We start from the raw sequence: 16,315 nt of genomic DNA, 5'->3' as shown, positions 1-16,315 counted from the left end.
GATCGTATCCCTCGCTCTGGCGCGCTCGTGGGGAGGAGAAGCGCCGTCCAATGCCTTGCTCTATAGGCAGGCAAGCGGCGGTGACGCAACGGCAAGCGGTTGCGGAAAACCGAACACGCATACGAAATCAGAACGGTTCGACAAATCCTTGGCGGATTACTTGTCTTCGAGCGTGATGACGACCTCGTCCTCGCGCATCACGCCCAGCTGGTCGCGCACCAGCTCGCTCGCAAGATCGGGGTCGGCCGCTTCGGGATCGAGCAGCTTCACGCGGTTGCGCAGGGCATCGCGCTTTTCTGTGAGCTTGGCGATCTCGGCCTTGCGGGCATCGAGCGCCGAGGCATTCTCGCTCCAGGCCAGGAGCCCGGTCGGGCCGGCCACGGCAAAGCCCGCGAGCAGCAGCAGCGCCATCAGCGCCACGGCCCGCTTCAGCCTGCTTTCGGTTGCCGGTTTGCGCATCGCGCCAAAATCCCTCATCGCCTGTTCCGACAGAATCACACTTGCTCTCTGGCTGCAAGAGCAATGCGGCGCAATCCGCACAAAACCCTGCGCTTCGTCCGGTTTTTCGTGAAACCGGGGCGTTTCAGTAGGAGCGCGGCAGGCCCAGCACGTGTTCGGCGAGGTAGGAGAGGATCAGGTTGGTCGAGATCGGGGCGACGGTGTAGAGCCGCGCCTCGCGGAATTTGCGCTCGACATCGTACTCCTCGGCGAACCCGAAACCGCCGAAGGTCTGGACGCACATGTCCGCGGCCGCCCAGCTGGCTTCGGAGGCGAGGAGTTTGGCCATGTTGGCCTCCTCGCCTGGATTGCCGCCCTCGTCATAGACCCGCGCAGCGTGGTGGACCATCAGCTCGGCGGCGCGCATCTGGGCGTAGCAGCGCGCGATCGGGAACTGGACGCCCTGGTTCTGACCGATGGGCCGAGCGAAAACGCTGCGGTCCTTGGCATAGCCAGTCGCCTTCTCGATGAACCACTTGGCGTCCCCGATGCACTCGGCCGCGATCAGGATGCGCTCGGCATTCATGCCGGAGAGGATATAGCGGAAGCCCTTGCCCTCCTCGCCCACCAGCGCGGAGGCCGGGATGCGCAGATCGTCGAAGAACACCTCGCACGAGGAGTGGTTCATCATCGTGCGGATCGGCTTGATTGTCATGCCGTTCTGCACGGCCTCGCGCATGTCGACGAGGAAGATCGAGAGACCCTCGGTCTTGCTCGCCGCTTCCTCGCGCGGGGTGGTGCGGGCGAGGAGCAGCATGAGGTCGGAATGCTCGGCGCGGCTGGTCCAGATCTTCTGGCCGTTGATGACGTAGTGGTCGCCATCGCGCACCGCGCGGGTCTTGAGGCTGAGGGTATCGGTGCCGCTGGTCGGCTCGCTCACCCCGAAAGCCTGGAGCCGCAGCTCCCCGCTGGCGATGCGGGGGAGATATTGCGCCTTCTGCTCGGCCGAACCGTACCGCAGCAGGGTGTTCATGATGTACATCTGGGCGTGGGCGGAGGAGCCGTTGCACCCGCTCGCCTGGATTTCCTCCATGATCACGCAGGCCGCCTCGAGGCTGAGACCGCTGCCGCCGTGCTCGGTCGGGATCAGCGCAGCAAGAAAGCCCGCCTGCGTCAGCGCATCGACGAATTCCGCCGGGTACTCCCGAACCGCATCTTTCGCCCGCCAATACTCCCCCGGAAAGCCGTCGCACAGCGCGCGCACCGCGCGGCGGATTTCGGCGAGTTCCTCGGGTTCGTGGGCGGACTGGGGCACGTATCTCTCTCCTCGTGGCGCCGGGGATTGCCTGTTCGGCCCTCCCAAGTCCACCTCATCAATTTGGGTGCTTTCGCGAAAGACGCGGCCTCTGGCAATCCCGTTTCGATCTGCTACCGACTGACCACGAGAGGGAGAGACACCATGCAGATCATCGCCCACGATCCGGCCCGCTTCGAGAACCTGCCCGGCTACGATTTCGCCGAAAACTGGCTGACCATCGACCTTGGCGAAGGGCTGTCGGCAAGGATGCACTATCTCGACGAGGGGCCGAAGGACGCGCCCCCGGTGCTGCTGTTCCACGGCGAGCCTTCGTGGTCCTACCTCTACCGCAAGATGATCCCGCTGCTGGTCGCCGCCGGTTTCCGCTGCCTCGCGCCCGACCTCATCGGCTTCGGCAAGAGCGACAAGCCCGACGAGCAGGGCTTCTATACATACGCCCGCCACGTCGACTGGCTGAAGCAGTGGCGCAACGCGGTGCTGCCAGAAGTCGCCGGGCTGTTCTGTCAGGACTGGGGCGGGCTGCTGGGCCTCAGGATCGTCGGGCAGGAGCCGGAGCGTTTCGCCTTCGTCGTCGCCAGCAATACCTTCCTCCCAACCGGCGGCGGCAAAGCGTCCGAGGGCTTCCTCGCGTGGCGCGAGTTTGCGCGCTCCTCACCCGAGTTCCGCATCGGCGGGATCATGCATCGCGGCTGCCAGAGCGGGCTCTCCGAGGCCGAGATCGCCGCCTATGACGCCCCCTTCCCCGACGAGCCAAGCAAGGCCGGCGCACGTGCCTTTCCGCAGCTGGTGCCGGTCGAGGACGACAAGCCCGGCGTCGCCGACAACATCGCCGCGTGGGAGGGCCTTGCCGGTTTCGACAAGCCCTTCCTCACCCTGTTCGGCGAGGATGATCCCGTGCTCGGCCGCGCCGCCCCCGGACTCACGAGCCGGATCAAGGGCGCCGAGGGTCAGCCCCATGTTATGCTGCCCAAGTGCGGCCACTTCAGTCAGGAAGACCACCCCGAGGCGCTGTCGCTCGGTGTGATCACTATGGCGCGAAAGGTGGGCTTTCTCGCTTGAACGCGCCCTCCCCCGCACCTGCCCCCGCGCTCGCCTACCTCACCCGCACGCAGGAATGGGCGCTCTCGCTCACCATCGCGGTGGTGACGGCGAACGCCTATTACATCCACCCGATCATCGGCGAGGTCGGGCGGGCCTTCGGGGTGGGAGAGGCGCAGATCGGGCTGGTGCCGGCGCTGAACCAGCTGGCGCTCGCGCTCGGCATCCTGCTGCTGCTGCCGCTGGGCGATTTCTACCCCAACCGGCGGCTGTGCCTGATCTTCGTGGCCGGGCAGACGCTAGCGCTGGGGGGTATGGTGGCAGCGCCCGGCTTTATCACCTTCACCGCCGCCTCGACCGTGCTCGGCTTCTTCACCATTGCGCCCTATCTGATCCCCGCCTTCGCCAGCAAACGCGTCGCGCCCGAGCGGCTGGGAGCGGTCACGGCGCAGCTCACGGCAGCGGTGATCTTCGGGATTCTGGTCGCGCGGGTGGGCGCAGGAATCATCGCCGCCCATACCGACTGGCACACGGTCTATGTCGGCGCTTTCATGCTGATGGTGGCGGTGACGGCCTTCCTCCCCATCGCCATGAAGAGCGAGGGCGCGAGCCCCAAGCAGCCGCAGGCGGGTTATGGCGCCTTGATCGGATCGGTCTTCACGCTCGCGGCCAAGCATCCCGATATGCGGATCTCCGCCGCGATCCAGGGCCTCAACTTCGCGATCTTCACCGCCAGCTGGCTCGCGCTGGCGCTGCATCTGACGGGGCCGGAGCTGGGCTACGGCACCGACGATGTCGGCTACCTCGCCGGGATCGCCGCCGTCAGTGTCTTCACCACGCCGCGGCTGGGGCGCTGGGCCGACAAGGTCGGGCCCCGCCGCGCGCGCATCGCGGCTGCGGTGGTGCAGTTCACCGGCATAGCGCTGTTCTATCCGCTCGGCTTTTCGATCTGGGCGGTGGTGGTGCCGCTGTTCATCGTCAATCTCGTCGGCCCGACGGTCGACGTCACGGGGCGCATGACGATGTTCACTCTCGCCCCGGAAATCCGCACGCGGCTCACCACCAGCTACATCGTCGTCATGTTCGTCGGCGGCGCGGTCGGCAGCGCGGCGGGCACGGCGGTGTTCGAATGGGGCGGCTGGGCGGGCACCTGCGCGCTGCTGGCGGCGATGAGCAGCGTGGTGGTCGGCCTTTCGCTCCATGCCGAGCGGCGCTGGCGGAAGCTTCAGATTGTCAATAAGAATTGACAAACCAAGGATTTACATTTCACCATTTGTTAAGGATCAAAGGGTAAAGACGTAATCGAAGGGCGCTACGGCCGAATACCGAATGACGATGCAACCGCCTCGTCACTCCGGTTGGGCCGAGCGCCCTGACCCGTTTTTCCGACAGACGCGCAACACCGCCCGGCAAAGTGCCGCGCGAAGGCATGTGCGATGGTTTCGAGAGAATGGTGACCCCGGCGCGATTCGAACGCGCGGCCCTCAGATTAGGAATCTGATGCTCTATCCTGCTGAGCTACGGGGTCCCGCCGCTTCCAATAGCAGCCGGACGTGACCAATCAATTGAGTTTCTCGGGCGGCGCGACCGGGAACGGCAGGGGCGCGACCGGCACGCCCTCCTCGATCAGCGCCTTGGCCTCGGCGAGGCTCGCCTGCCCGTGGATCGGAGCCTCGTCCCGCTCGCCATAGTGCATCTTGCGGGTCTCCTCGGCGAACTTGTCGCCGACCCATGTGGAGTTCTTCAGCGCCTCGGCCTGCGCCTTGGCGAGCGCGGCGAGCGCCTTCTGCATCTCGGGCGGCATGGGGGTGTTGGCCATCGGCTGAGGCGTTTGCAGCGGAAGCACCTCCTGTCGCTGGTTGCCCTTGGCGGGCACCGCGGGGGCCATCGGCGCCTTGGCGACCTGCCCGGAACCGCAGGACGGGCACACCAGCAGCCCGCGCGCGCGCTGGTCATCGTAATCGGCCGAGGAGCCGAACCACCCTTCGAACCGGTGGCCTTCGTCGCAAGCAAGGTCGTAGACGATCATGGGGTCAGGATTTGGCGATTTCCCGCCGGTTGGCAAGAGCGGGAACCTGCGCGCGGACTTCGGCGATGCGGACCAGATCGATGTCGCAGAAACCGAGCCCCGCCGCCTCGCCGCCCATGTCGAGCAGCACTTCGCCCCACGGGTCGACCACGAGGGAGTGGCCATAGGTCTCGCGCCCGTCCTCATGGCGGCCGACCTGCGCAGCGGCGATGACGAAGGCCTGCGCCTCGACCGCGCGGGCGCGCAGCAGGACGTGCCAATGGGCCGCGCCGGTGGGCTTGGTGAAGGCGGCGGGGACGGCGATGGCGTCGCACTTCCGGTCGCCAAGCGCGCCGAACAATGCGGGGAAGCGCATGTCATAGCACACCGCAAGGCCAAGCCGGCCGAGCGGGGTGCCCTCCACCGTCACGACGTCGCGCCCCGCCTCGTAGGCGTTGCTCTCGCGCCAGCTTTCGCCGCTGGCGAGGTCGACATCGAACATGTGGATCTTGTCGTAGGTGACGGGCTCGCCCGCGCCGGGGGCGAAGACCATCGAGCGGTTAGCGTTCTTCACGCCGCCCTCGTACGTCACCGCCATCGAGCCGATCGCGAGGGTGAGGCCCGTCTCCGCAGCCAGGGCGGCGAAGCGGGGGACGTAGGGGGAGTTGCCCTGCGCCACGATATGCCCCGCCGCGCGGGCCCGGTTGCGGTCGAGCAGCAGCGACATCTCCGGAGTGAACAGCATCGTCGCCCCTTCCCCCGCCGCCGCCCGCGCGGCATCGGCGATGGCGGCAAAATTGGCTTCGGGGTCGATCCCCGAAGTCATCTGGAGGACGGCGATCCTAGACATCAGCCTGCGAGCAGCGCGTCGAGCTTGCCCTCGCGCTCGAGCGCGGCGAGATCGTCGGAGCCGCCCACGTGGATATCGCCGATGAAGATCTGCGGCACGGTCATCGCATTCGGCGCGCGGGCGAGCATTTCCTCGCGCTTGGGGCCGCCCATCGTGATGTCATATTCGTTGAAGACCGCGCCCTTCTCGGTCAGCAGCCGCTTCGCGCGCACGCAGAAGGGGCAGGCGAACTTGGTGTAGATATCGATCTGCGGGGCGGCCATTTTGTGCCTCTTGAAAGCGTGAGAGTGACAACCAGATAAGCACAGTCGCCGCGTTTCGCCAGTCCGGGAAACGCCACGGCGGCAAGACGGGTGCTGCATCCGGCAGGCCCGCGCCAGACTGAATCGCTCAAGCATGAGGATTTGCATATGTCGCGTTTCGATTTCACCCCCTACCGCCGCTCCACCGTGGGCTTCGACCGCCTGTTCGACCTGCTCGAGAACCAGGCGCGGCTCAACGCGGGCGACAACTATCCGCCCTTCAACATCTCGCGCCGCGGTGAGGACAATTACCGCATCACGCTTGCCGTCGCCGGCTTCCGCCCGGGCGATATCGACATCACCGCGCAGCAGAACCTGCTGGTCGTGCAGGGCAAGAAGCGTGACGACGCCGAGGACGGGCAGGAGCTGATCCATGTCGGCATCGCCAACCGCGGTTTCGAGCGCCGCTTCGAACTCGCCGATTTCGTGCGGGTCGAGCGCGCCGATCTGGCTGACGGCCTGCTGATCATCGATCTCGTCCGCGAGGTTCCCGATGCGATGAAGCCGCGCAAGATCGCGATCGGCGGCACGGCGACGCTGACGGCGGTGCCCGGCCCCGACAGCGACGATTCTGCCAGCGCCGCCTGAGGCGCGCAAACCCTGACGATGGACAAGTAAAAGGGGGCGGATCTTGCGATCCGCCCCCGCGACTTTCGTCGCCCTGCCTGGTTCTATCCGTCCGGGTCGCAGAAGACGGACAATACCAGGCAAGCTCGTTTCGCGGAAAATCTCCGATCCCGCCACTGTCGAAATGACGCTTTTTTGCGAAGCGCCCGTTCACACGGCGATAGTGCCGGAGTTCCTAGAAAACCGTGAAATCCCGCCCCGCGTCTAATGCGGAATGGCAATAATGCGCAAGGCCTATCTGCAAGAATTGTAAGGACACGACAGACAAAGTCCGTGTTGCGAAACAAAGGATTGCAACAGGCTGCTCAAACCGGGCGCGAGCAAGCGCTGCACACAGCGTCCCAAACCGGCACGCCCGGCAGAAACGCGCTGCGGGAAAAGACCGGGTTCGAGAGCAAACGCGCCGGCTTGCCCCCGTAAAATCACCGCCGGACGCAGGCGAATCGCCCGCAGTCCGGCCAGCCCGTCTCAGACGAGGCGCGACTGTTCCAGCGCCGCCGCGATGAAGCCCGCAAACAGCGGATGCGGATCGAAGGGCCGCGACTTCAGCTCCGGGTGGAACTGCACGCCCACGAACCACGGGTGGTCGGGCCGCTCGACGATCTCGGGCAACAGCCCATCGGGGCTCATGCCGGAGAAGATCAGACCCTGCTTTTCCAGCGGCTCGATGAAGGCGCTGTTGACTTCGTAGCGGTGGCGATGACGTTCCGAAATCGTCTCGGCGCCGCCATAGATGCGCGAGGTGTGGCTGTTGGGGCTCAATTTCGCCGGATAGGCGCCGAGCCGCATCGTGCCGCCAAGGTCCCCGCCCTCTTCGCGCTGCTGGAGGCCTTCCTTGGTCATCCACTCGGTGATGATGCCGACCACCGGCGTATCGGTCGGGCCGAATTCGGTCGAAGAGGCGTGGTCGAAGCCCGCGGCACGCGCGCCTTCGATGCAGGCCATCTGCATGCCGAGACAAATGCCGAAGAACGGCACGTTGCGGGTGCGCGCGAAACGCACGCTCGCGATCTTGCCCTCGCTCCCGCGTTCGCCGAAGCCGCCGGGGACGAGAATGCCGTGCATCGGCTCGAGCTGGGCGATGATCTGGCTGTCATCGTCGCCTTCGAAAATCTCGGCGTCGATCCAGCGGATGTTGACCTTCACGCGGTTGGCGAGCCCGCCGTGGACCAGCGCCTCGTTCAAACTCTTGTAGGCATCGGGCAGGCCCACATACTTGCCCACCACCGCGATGGTGACTTCGCCTTCGGGGTTGAAGTGGCGGTCGGTCACGTCCTTCCACGCCGACAGGTCGGGCTCGGGCGCGTCGGCAATGCCGAAAGCGCGCAGCACTTCGCGGTCGAGGCCCTCGGCGTGATACTGCTGCGGCACCGAATAGATCGAGGGCGCATCGAGCGCCTGGATCACCGCCTCGGCGCGCACGTTGCAGAACTGCGCGATCTTGCGGCGGTCGCTCTCGGGAATCGGATGCTCGGCGCGGCACAGCAGGATGTCGGGCTTGATCCCGAGCGCGGCGAGTTCGCGCACCGAATGCTGCGTGGGCTTGGTCTTCAGCTCGCCCGCGGCCTTGATGTAGGGCACCAGCGTGACGTGGACCGAAACGGTCTGGAACGGCTTGAGCTCGTTCCTGAGCTGGCGGATCGCTTCCATGAAGGGCAGCGATTCGATGTCGCCGACAGTGCCGCCGATCTCGCACAGGATGAAATCATGGTCGCCCTGGTCGGCGAGCGCGAAGGCCTTGATCGCGTCGGTCACGTGCGGGATCACCTGCACGGTCGCGCCGAGATAGTCGCCGCGGCGTTCCTTTGCGATGATGTCGCGGTAGACGCGGCCCGAGGTGATGTTGTCGCTCTGGCGCGCCGAGACGCCGGTGAAGCGTTCGTAGTGCCCGAGGTCGAGATCGGTCTCGGCCCCGTCGTCGGTCACATAGACCTCGCCGTGCTGGTACGGGCTCATCGTGCCCGGATCGACGTTCAGATAGGGGTCGAACTTGCGGATGCGGACCTTGTAGCCGCGCGCCTGAAGGAGGGCCGCCAAGGAGGCTGCCATGAGACCTTTGCCGAGCGAGGAGACCACGCCGCCGGTGATGAAAATGAACCGCGCCATGGGATTCGGGCCTTAAGCAAACGAGAGGATTCGGGGCAAGCGAATTGCTTGGCCCTTGGGGTAGCCATCCACAGTGACGGCGTTGCGAAGCGGGAAAAGGGGCGCGGCGGCCCCTTTGAGGTGCCCTGTTACTGGGCGGGCGAAGCCGGAGCGGCCGGGGCGGGCTGCGCGGGCGCGGGCACCGGATCGGCCAGCAGGTCGGGCTTGGCGGGTGCCGGCGCGCTGCGATCCAGCGTCGTCGTCACATTGCCGACCGAGCTTTCACGCGCGGCGAGCGCGGCCAGCACGATCGAAAGGCTCACAAAGGCCACCGCGAGCCACTTGGTCGTCCGGGTCAGGAAGTCCGCTGCCCCGCGCGCACCGAAAGCCCCGCCCGGGCTCGAGCCGATGCCGAGCCCGCCACCTTCGGAGCGCTGCATCAGCACCACGCCGACCAGCGCGGCGGCCACCAGGGCCTGAATCACGGTGAGGAACACGAACAGGGACATAAGAGGTAACTCGTGGCCGGGGGCGAGACACTCGCCCGGTTGCAATTTATCGGCGCCATGTAGGCGCGCGCGCCTGTTTGGACAAGTCCGCGCGCCGGGCGTCAGTTCTCGAAGGGTTCGCTCGCGGCAAGGGCGATGCCCATGAAGCTGTCGGCAGTGAGGCTCGCCCCGCCCACCAGCGCCCCGCCCACATCGGGCACGGCGAAGATCGCCGCGGCGTTATCGGGCTTGACCGAGCCGCCGTAGAGGATGCGCACCTCGGCGCCCTGCTCGGGGCCGAACAGGTCGACCAGCAGCGCGCGGATCACGCCGTGCATCTCGGCGATGTCATCGGTGGTGGCGGCCGTGCCGGTACCGATCGCCCAGATTGGTTCATAGGCGATCGTCAGGCGCTCGGCCACGTCGGCGGGCATGGCGTCAGCGGGGGGGAGCGAGGCCTTGAGCTGGCGCTTCACGAAGGCGACTGCCTTGCCCGATTCGCGGGTTTCGGCACTTTCGCCGCAGCACATGATGATGCGCAGGCCCGCCGCGAGCGCACTTTCGGCCTTGGCGCGCACCAGCGCGTCGCTTTCGCCATGCATCTGGCGGCGCTCGGAATGGCCGAGGATCACGAACTTGGCGCCCGCATCGGCGATCATTGCGGCCGAGACGTCGCCGGTGTGCGCGCCGCCATCAGCCTGATGGCAATCCTGCGCGCCGACCGCGATCTGCTCGGCCTCGCGGTGGATCGCGTGGATCAGGGTGTAAGGCGGCGCGATCGCCACTTCGACCTTCATGTGACGCTGCGCCGCACGGTCGATCGCGCGCGCTTCGGAGAGCATCGCGCGGGTGCCGTGCATCTTCCAGTTTCCGACGATGTAGGGTCGGCGGGTCATGATGTTTCCTGCAAATCCTGCGAATAGAGAGGGATAGACCCGGAGCGCCGTGATTCTGTGTTTTGCTGTAGAGCGCCGGGGCCGCGTCCGCTAGCCGAGGAAGTCCCGCTAGTCAAAACGCGAGCGTACCTGTTGCCGCGCGGTCGCAGGGCCTATAAAGGCGGGCCGCACTGCGAGACCCTCGCGGTCAATGCCCGAGACATGCCGTCCCTGTCCGCGTGACAGGGCCGGCCAGACCCGGATGGGATCCGTTACGCCATGATTTCGTTTTTCCGCCGCTTTTTCAACTCGAAGATCGGCCTGCCGCTGGTTCTTGCCTTCCTTGCGCTGATCGCCGTGGCCTTTGCCGCGGGCGAACTTTCGAACACGCGCTTCACCGGCATTTCGGGTACCGACAATCTCGCGGTGGTCGATGGAGAGAAGATCCCGCTGACCGAACTGCCGACCTCGGCCAAGCTCGCGCTCGATCAGGTGCGCCAGCAGAACCCGACGCTGACCATGCCCGAATTCGTCGCGCAGGGTGCGCTCGACGAAGTGACGAAGCAGCTGATCGACCGCTATGTGGTGAGCGCCTATGGCCGCAAGTACGGCCTGCGGGCGGGCGACAATCTGGTGAACAGCGAGATCCTCAAGATCCCCGCATTCCAGGGCCTCACCGGCGCCTTCGACGAGAAGACCTATCTCGCCGCCATCGGCCAGCGCGGCATGACCGACCAGACCTTCCGCGCCGGGATCGAGGGCGATCTGCTCGAACAGCAGCTGCTGCGCACCGCCGTCGCCGCGCCGCGCATGCCCGAGAAGATGGCGCGCCAGTATGCCGCGCTCGTGCTCGAGAAGCGCAAGGGCACCATCGCCCTGATCCCGAGCGCCGCCTATGCCCCCGCAGGCAACCCCTCGGAGGAGCAGCTCACCAAGTGGTATGCGGGCAATCGCAACCAGTTCATCCGCCCCGAGCGGCGCACGCTGCGCTTTGCGGTGCTGGCTGCCGACAGCCTCAAGGTCAATGCGACGCCCACGGCTGCCGAGATCGCCGAACGCTACAAGCGCGATGCCGCCAAATATGCCGCCAGCGAGAAGCGCGGCTTCACCAGCTTCGTGGTCCCCACGCAGGACGCCGCCAAGGCGCTTGCCGCCCGCATCCGCGGCGGGGCGAGCCTCGAAAGCGTCGCGCGCGAGGCGGGCTTCACCACCTCGAAGAGCGAGCCCAAGGACCGTGCCGCGGTCGCCGCCTCCAACGGTGCCGCCTTCGCGCAGAACGCCTTTGCCGCAGGGCAAGGCGCGGTGGTCGAACCCGTGCAGGGCACGCTCGGCTGGTATGTCGCCAAGGTCGACAGCATCGAGCGCATCGCCGCACGCAGCCTCGAACAGGCGACCCCTGAGATCGCCGAGGCGCTCGCGGGCGAAAAGCGCGCCGCCGCCATCGATGACCGTATCGCCGAGATCGAAAACGAGATCGACGGCGGCACCGCGCTCGCCGATGTCGCCAAGGCCTATGGTCTGAAGATCGAGACCACCCCTGCGCTGCTCGCCAACGGGCAGGCTTTCGGCCAGCCCCAGGTCAAGATCGTGCCGCAGCTTGCCCCCGTGCTCCAGACCGCGTTCCAGATGGAGGAAAGCGCGCCGCAGCTCGCAGTGGTCGAACAGGGCAAGCAGTTCGTGATCTTCGAGGTCGCACGGGTCGATGAAGCCGCAGCCCCGCCGCTGGCCGAGGTGCGCGAAGCCGCCATCGCCGGCTGGAAGCGCGCGCAGGGCGCGATCCTCGCCAAGCAGGCGGCCGAACGAATCCTTGCCAAGGTGCGCGGCGGCATGGCGCTCGACGCGGCGGTCGCGGCCGAGAACAAGACCGGTTTCGAGCTCGAGCCGATCGATCTCGAACGCCGCCAGCTGCTCGCGCAGTCGCAGGGCCGCGTGCCCCCGCCGCTGGTGCTGATGTTCAGCATGGCCGAGGGCACCACCAAGACCCTTGAAGGCCCGCGCAATCTCGGCTGGTATGTGGTCGACCTCGACGACATCAGCACCCTCCCGCTCGACAAGGAGCCGCAGCTGGTGGCGCAGACCCGCCAGCAGCTTGCACAGGCGCTGGCGCAGGAATACCGCGCGCAGGCGACGCTCGCGATGCGCAAGGAGCTTGAGGTCACCACCAACTCGGCCGGGATCGCCGCTGTCCGCAAGCAGCTCTCCGGCGAGCAGTAAGCGCGAAGAGCACGTGACCGCAGCCGGATTGCCAGAGAACGCCGCCGCCGCCGCCGCCAGCCTCGCCGAGGGCAAGCCGGCGCTGGTGTGGCGCCGCATCATCGCCGACAGCGACACGCCTGTGGGCGCGGCGCGGCGGCTGATCGTGCCCGGTCGCGGCGACTTCCTGCTCGAATCGGTCGAGGGCGGCGAGGTGCGCGGGCGCTACAGCCTGCTCGGCCTCGATCCCGATCTCGTGTTCCGCGCCAAGGGCGAAGCCGCCGCGATCAACCGCGAATGGCGGATGGACCGCGAGGCCTTCGCGCAGCTCGCGGGCAATGCGCTGGCCGAATTGCGCGCGCTGGCAGGCACCTGCCGCATCGATCCGATGCCCGAGGGCCTGCCCCCGACGCTCGCCTGCCTTGTCGGCTATTTCGGCTATGAGACCATCGGTCTCGTCGAGACCCTCCCGCGCGCGGCGCAGAGCCCGCTCGACCTGCCCGACATGCTGTTCGTGCGCCCGACGGTGATCCTCGTTTTCGACCGGCTGACCGACGCGCTCTTCGCGGTCGCGCCGATCTGGGAGGCGGACGACCCTGAGGCCGCGGTCGAGCGCGCGGGCGAGCGGATCGATGCGACGCTGAGCCAGCTCGGCCAGCCCATGCCTTCGGGCCTTGGCGAGGATGTCCCCGCCAGCCTCCCCGACCTTACTCCGGTGATCGCGCCCGAGGACTACAAGGCGATGGCGCTGGCGGCGAAGGAATACATCGTCGCGGGCGACATCTTCCAGGTCGTGCTCGCCCAGCGCTTTACCTGCCCCTTCGCCCTGCCCCCGCTGGCGCTCTACCGCGCATTGCGCAGGGTGAACCCCTCGCCCTTCCTCTATTTCCTTGATCTGCCCGGCTTCGCGCTGGTCGGCTCCAGCCCCGAGATTCTGGTGCGGGTGCGCGAGGGAGAGGTGACGATCCGCCCCATCGCCGGCACGCGTCCGCGCGGAAAAACGCGCGATGAGGATGACGCCAACGAAACATCGCTGCTCGCCGATCCCAAGGAGCGGGCCGAGCACCTCATGCTGCTCGATCTCGGGCGCAACGATGTCGGCCGCGTGGCGGCGGCAGGGACGGTCGAGGTGACCGACAGCTTCACCGTAGAGCGCTACAGCCACGTGATGCACATCGTCAGCAATGTCGTCGGGCGGCTCGATCCGGCGAAGGACGCGCTCGATGCGATGATCGCAGGCTTCCCCGCCGGCACCGTTTCGGGCGCGCCCAAGATCCGCGCCTGCGAGATCATCGCCGAGCTCGAACCCGAAACCCGCGGCGCCTATGCGGGCGGCGTGGGCTATTTCGCGCCGGATGGCTCGCTCGACAGCTGCATCGTGCTGCGCACCGCGGTGGTGAAGGACGGGGTGATGCACGTGCAGGCGGGCGCGGGGATCGTCGCCGACAGCGACCCCGATTACGAACTCGCCGAATGCCGCGCCAAATCGGGCGCGCTGATCGCCGCCGCGCGCGAGGCGGTGCGGGTCGCGGGCGAACCGGGGTACGGGCAATGAAGCGCGTTGCCGTTCTCGCCCTCATCCTCTGCCTTGTCGCGTGCTCCCCGCCGCAAGGAGGCGAGGCGCTGGTCAAGGTCAAGCTCGATGGCTCCGAGGTGGAAGAGACCGCCACCCCCTCGCCTGCGCCGAGCGAAGCGTCCGGGCCTTCGGCCTGCGAGAGCGTGACTTTCGAAGGTGTCGCGCTGACCCATTGCGTCGCCGATCCCGCGCAGCACAGCATCGGGATGGCGAACCTCGGCAAGGACAAGCAGCCCTTCGGCTCGCTCGCCGCTTTCGCCGCCAGCGTCGATCCGGCCACGATTGCCTTCGCCATCAACGGCGGGATGTATGGCGATGACCTCAAGCCCATCGGCTACTACGTCCAGAACGGCGAGCGCCTGAAGGAGCTGAACCGCGCGGATGGGGACGGCAATTTCTACATGAAGCCCAATGGCGTGTTCTTCGGCAATGCCAGCGGCGGCTGGCGGGTGCTGGGGAGCAACACCTTCTTCAACACCGTCGGCGACCGCCCCGGCTTCGGCACACAGTCCGGGCCGATGCTGCTGGTCGACGGCAAGCTCCACCCCGAGATCCAGGACGATGGCCCCTCCAAGGCGATCCGCAATGCCGTCGGTGTCGATGGCAGCGGCAAGGCGCATTTCGTGATTTCCGACGCGCCCGTCAGCTTCGGCCAGCTCGCCCGCTATTTCCGCGACCAGCTCAAGGTGAGCAACGCGCTCTATCTCGACGGGCAGGTCTCCTCGCTGTGGGACCCGGCCAAGGCACGCATGGACAAGGGCCGCGTCGGCCCGATCATCGTGGTGACGAAACGCGCAGCCAAGCCCGCAGCGGCACAACCCACGGCGGCGGCCACGCCGAAGGCAGAGGCACCATGATTCTCGTCATCGACAATTACGACAGCTTCACCTTCAACCTCGTCCATTACCTGATGGAGTTGGGGGCCGAGGTGCGCGTGGAGCGCAACGATGCGCTGACCGCCTCGGAAGCGCTGCGCACCAATGCGGCCGGGTTCCTGATCTCGCCCGGCCCCTGCACCCCCAACGAGGCGGGGATCAGTCTCGATCTGGTCGCCGCCTGTGCCGATGCGGGCAAGCCGCTGATGGGCGTGTGCCTCGGCCACCAGGCGATCGGGCAGCATTTCGGCGGCACGGTGCAGCGCGGCGGGCTGATGCATGGCAAGACCTCGCCGGTCAGCCATGACGGGACGGGGGTCTTCGCCGGCCTGCCCTCACCCTTCATCGCCACGCGCTATCACAGCCTTGAGGTGGTGAACGTGCCGGACGAGCTCATCGCCAATGCCCATGCCGAAACGCCCGGCGCTGATCACCCGAGCGTGATGGGCTTCCGCCACGCGGAGCTGCCGATCCATTCGGTGCAGTTCCACCCGGAGAGCATCGCCACCGAGCATGGCCATGCCCTCCTCGCCAATTTCGTGAAGCTGTGCGGGCTCGACCCGGTGCTGCCCGCGCGGGCGACCGCATGAGCCCGCTCCCCGACATCACCGCCCCCCTGAGCGAGGCCGAGGCCGAGCGCGCATTCGGCATCCTGCTCGACGGAGCGCCTACGGAGGACGAGATCGCCGACTTCCTCGTCGCGCTGTCAGCCCGGGGGGAAACGGCAGACGAGATCGCGGGGGCGGCGCGGGCCCTGCGCGCGCGGCTGATCCCCATCGCCTCGCCCGAAGGCGCGATCGACGTCTGCGGCACGGGGGGGGACGGGCACCACACGCTCAACGTCTCGACCGCGGTCAGCCTCGTGGTCGCCGCCGTGGGCGTGCCGGTGGCCAAGCACGGCAACCGCGCGGCGAGTTCCAAGGCGGGTGCGGCGGACACGCTGGAGGCCCTCGGCCTCGACATGGACGCAGCAGGGCGCACGGCGGAGAAGACCCTCGCCGAGATCGGCATCTGCTTCCTCTTCGCGAAGAACCACCACCCGGCGATGGCGCGCATCCAGCCCATCCGCACGCGGCTCGGCATCCGAACGATCTTCAACCTCATGGGCCCGCTGTCGAACCCCGCCAAGGTGACGAGCCAGCTGATCGGCATCGCGCGGCCCGCCTATGTCCCGATCTATGCCGGCGCGATGGCGCGGCTCGGCACGGGCAAGTCGCTGATCGTCTCGGGCGACGAGGGGCTGGACGAGCTGAGCCTCGCGGGGGGCAACGAGGTTGCGGTGGTGACCGGCCAAGCCTTCACGATGGAACGGGTCGATGCGAGCGCGGCGGGCCTCCCCCACGCGCCGATCGAGGCGATCCGGGGCGACGATGCGCGGCACAATGCCGCCGCCCTGAAAGCGCTGCTGATGGGCACCCCCGGCCCCTACCGCGACGCGGTGCTGTTCAATGCGGCAGGCGCGCTGACCGTGGCCGGGCGCGGCAACGACTGGCGCGAGCGGGCTGCGATGGCCGCCGAGGCGCTGGATTCCGGCGCGGCGCTGGCGCTGCTCGAAAAGTGGATTGCGCTGGCGAAGTAACTTATCCCCGTTCGCCCTGAGCTTGTCGAAGGGCTGTCCTTCCCCCTATCTGCAGCTTGAAGA

16 protein-coding genes and 1 tRNA gene are annotated in these 16,315 nt (G+C 67.2%); 8 read left to right on the top strand and 9 right to left on the bottom strand.

Annotated elements, in window-relative coordinates; all coding sequences use genetic code 11:
- Positions 1-156: 156 nt before the first annotated feature.
- Both BZF57_RS04710 and BZF57_RS04705 read right to left on the bottom strand, forming a co-directional pair.
- Positions 157-459 carry an FtsB family cell division protein gene (locus tag BZF57_RS04710; RefSeq protein WP_086735958.1) on the bottom strand — a complete coding sequence of 101 codons (303 nt, stop codon included), beginning with the start codon at positions 457-459 and terminating at the stop codon, positions 157-159.
- Between the two features lie 124 nt (positions 460-583).
- Entirely contained in the window at positions 584-1,753 is a 1,170-nt protein-coding gene (locus tag BZF57_RS04705; RefSeq protein WP_086735174.1) for an acyl-CoA dehydrogenase family protein, read from the bottom strand.
- Between the two features lie 144 nt (positions 1,754-1,897).
- Between BZF57_RS04705 and BZF57_RS04700 the strand changes: the two genes are divergently transcribed.
- Together BZF57_RS04700 and BZF57_RS04695 are read left to right on the top strand one after the other, a co-directional pair.
- Complete coding sequence (locus BZF57_RS04700; RefSeq protein ID WP_086735172.1) at positions 1,898-2,815, top strand: haloalkane dehalogenase; 918 nt, start codon at positions 1,898-1,900, stop codon at positions 2,813-2,815.
- Positions 2,812-4,041 (top strand): MFS transporter, encoded by a 1,230-nt coding sequence (locus tag BZF57_RS04695; RefSeq protein WP_086735170.1) that lies wholly within the window; start codon positions 2,812-2,814, stop codon positions 4,039-4,041. The genes BZF57_RS04700 and BZF57_RS04695 overlap by 4 nt, the downstream gene beginning before the upstream one ends.
- Positions 4,042-4,245: 204 nt before the next feature.
- Here BZF57_RS04695 and BZF57_RS04690 read toward each other — a convergent pair.
- The 4 genes from BZF57_RS04690 to grxC form a co-directional block, all read right to left on the bottom strand.
- Positions 4,246-4,322: transfer RNA gene (locus tag BZF57_RS04690), tRNA-Arg, on the bottom strand.
- Positions 4,323-4,355: 33 nt separating this feature from the next.
- Positions 4,356-4,823: a DUF1178 family protein gene (locus BZF57_RS04685; RefSeq protein ID WP_086735168.1), complete on the bottom strand. Its 468-nt coding sequence runs from the start codon at positions 4,821-4,823 to the stop codon at positions 4,356-4,358.
- Between the two features lie 4 nt (positions 4,824-4,827).
- The gene (locus tag BZF57_RS04680; RefSeq protein WP_086735166.1) at positions 4,828-5,652 is read right to left on the bottom strand and encodes a carbon-nitrogen hydrolase family protein; all 825 of its coding nucleotides are present in this window, start codon (positions 5,650-5,652) and stop codon (positions 4,828-4,830) included.
- The gene (gene grxC, locus BZF57_RS04675) at positions 5,652-5,915 is read right to left on the bottom strand and encodes a glutaredoxin 3 (RefSeq protein WP_086735164.1); all 264 of its coding nucleotides are present in this window, start codon (positions 5,913-5,915) and stop codon (positions 5,652-5,654) included. Before grxC ends, BZF57_RS04680 begins: the two co-directional genes overlap by 1 nt.
- A gap of 147 nt (positions 5,916-6,062) precedes the next feature.
- Between grxC and BZF57_RS04670 the strand changes: the two genes are divergently transcribed.
- Positions 6,063-6,542, top strand: coding sequence for an Hsp20 family protein (locus tag BZF57_RS04670; RefSeq protein WP_086735956.1), 480 nt, complete (start codon positions 6,063-6,065; stop codon positions 6,540-6,542).
- Between the two features lie 507 nt (positions 6,543-7,049).
- On the opposite strand, the gene BZF57_RS04665 is transcribed toward BZF57_RS04670, so the two are convergent.
- From BZF57_RS04665 to tpiA, 3 genes are all read right to left on the bottom strand, one after another.
- Positions 7,050-8,687 carry a CTP synthase gene (locus BZF57_RS04665; RefSeq protein ID WP_086735161.1) on the bottom strand — a complete coding sequence of 546 codons (1,638 nt, stop codon included), beginning with the start codon at positions 8,685-8,687 and terminating at the stop codon, positions 7,050-7,052.
- A 128-nt stretch (positions 8,688-8,815) separates the two neighbouring features.
- Positions 8,816-9,175: a preprotein translocase subunit SecG gene (gene secG, locus BZF57_RS04660; protein WP_206073192.1), complete on the bottom strand. Its 360-nt coding sequence runs from the start codon at positions 9,173-9,175 to the stop codon at positions 8,816-8,818.
- A 101-nt stretch (positions 9,176-9,276) separates the two neighbouring features.
- Entirely contained in the window at positions 9,277-10,050 is a 774-nt protein-coding gene (tpiA, locus tag BZF57_RS04655) for a triose-phosphate isomerase (RefSeq protein WP_086735159.1), read from the bottom strand.
- 258 nt (positions 10,051-10,308) lie between these two features.
- Here tpiA and BZF57_RS04650 point away from each other — a divergent pair, with 258 nt between their 5' ends.
- The 5 genes from BZF57_RS04650 to trpD are packed head-to-tail and all read left to right on the top strand — an operon-like array spanning position 10,309 to position 16,252.
- Positions 10,309-12,243: a peptidylprolyl isomerase gene (locus BZF57_RS04650; protein ID WP_086735156.1), complete on the top strand. Its 1,935-nt coding sequence runs from the start codon at positions 10,309-10,311 to the stop codon at positions 12,241-12,243.
- A 13-nt stretch (positions 12,244-12,256) separates the two neighbouring features.
- Entirely contained in the window at positions 12,257-13,777 is a 1,521-nt protein-coding gene (trpE, locus tag BZF57_RS04645; RefSeq protein WP_240505855.1) for an anthranilate synthase component I, read from the top strand.
- Positions 13,774-14,655: a phosphodiester glycosidase family protein gene (locus tag BZF57_RS04640; protein WP_086735154.1), complete on the top strand. Its 882-nt coding sequence runs from the start codon at positions 13,774-13,776 to the stop codon at positions 14,653-14,655. Before trpE ends, BZF57_RS04640 begins: the two co-directional genes overlap by 4 nt.
- Positions 14,652-15,263: an anthranilate synthase component II gene (locus BZF57_RS04635; protein ID WP_086735151.1), complete on the top strand. Its 612-nt coding sequence runs from the start codon at positions 14,652-14,654 to the stop codon at positions 15,261-15,263. The genes BZF57_RS04640 and BZF57_RS04635 overlap by 4 nt, the downstream gene beginning before the upstream one ends.
- Positions 15,260-16,252, top strand: coding sequence for an anthranilate phosphoribosyltransferase (trpD, locus tag BZF57_RS04630; RefSeq protein ID WP_086735148.1), 993 nt, complete (start codon positions 15,260-15,262; stop codon positions 16,250-16,252). Before BZF57_RS04635 ends, trpD begins: the two co-directional genes overlap by 4 nt.
- Positions 16,253-16,315: the final 63 nt, after the last annotated feature.

The sequence above is a fragment of the Erythrobacter colymbi genome (assembly GCF_002155685.1).
In the GTDB taxonomy this organism is placed as follows: Bacteria; Pseudomonadota; Alphaproteobacteria; order Sphingomonadales; family Sphingomonadaceae; genus Erythrobacter; species Erythrobacter colymbi.
The sequence above is the reverse complement of the archived record's forward strand: the minus strand, read 5'-3'. Positions and strand labels throughout refer to the sequence as shown.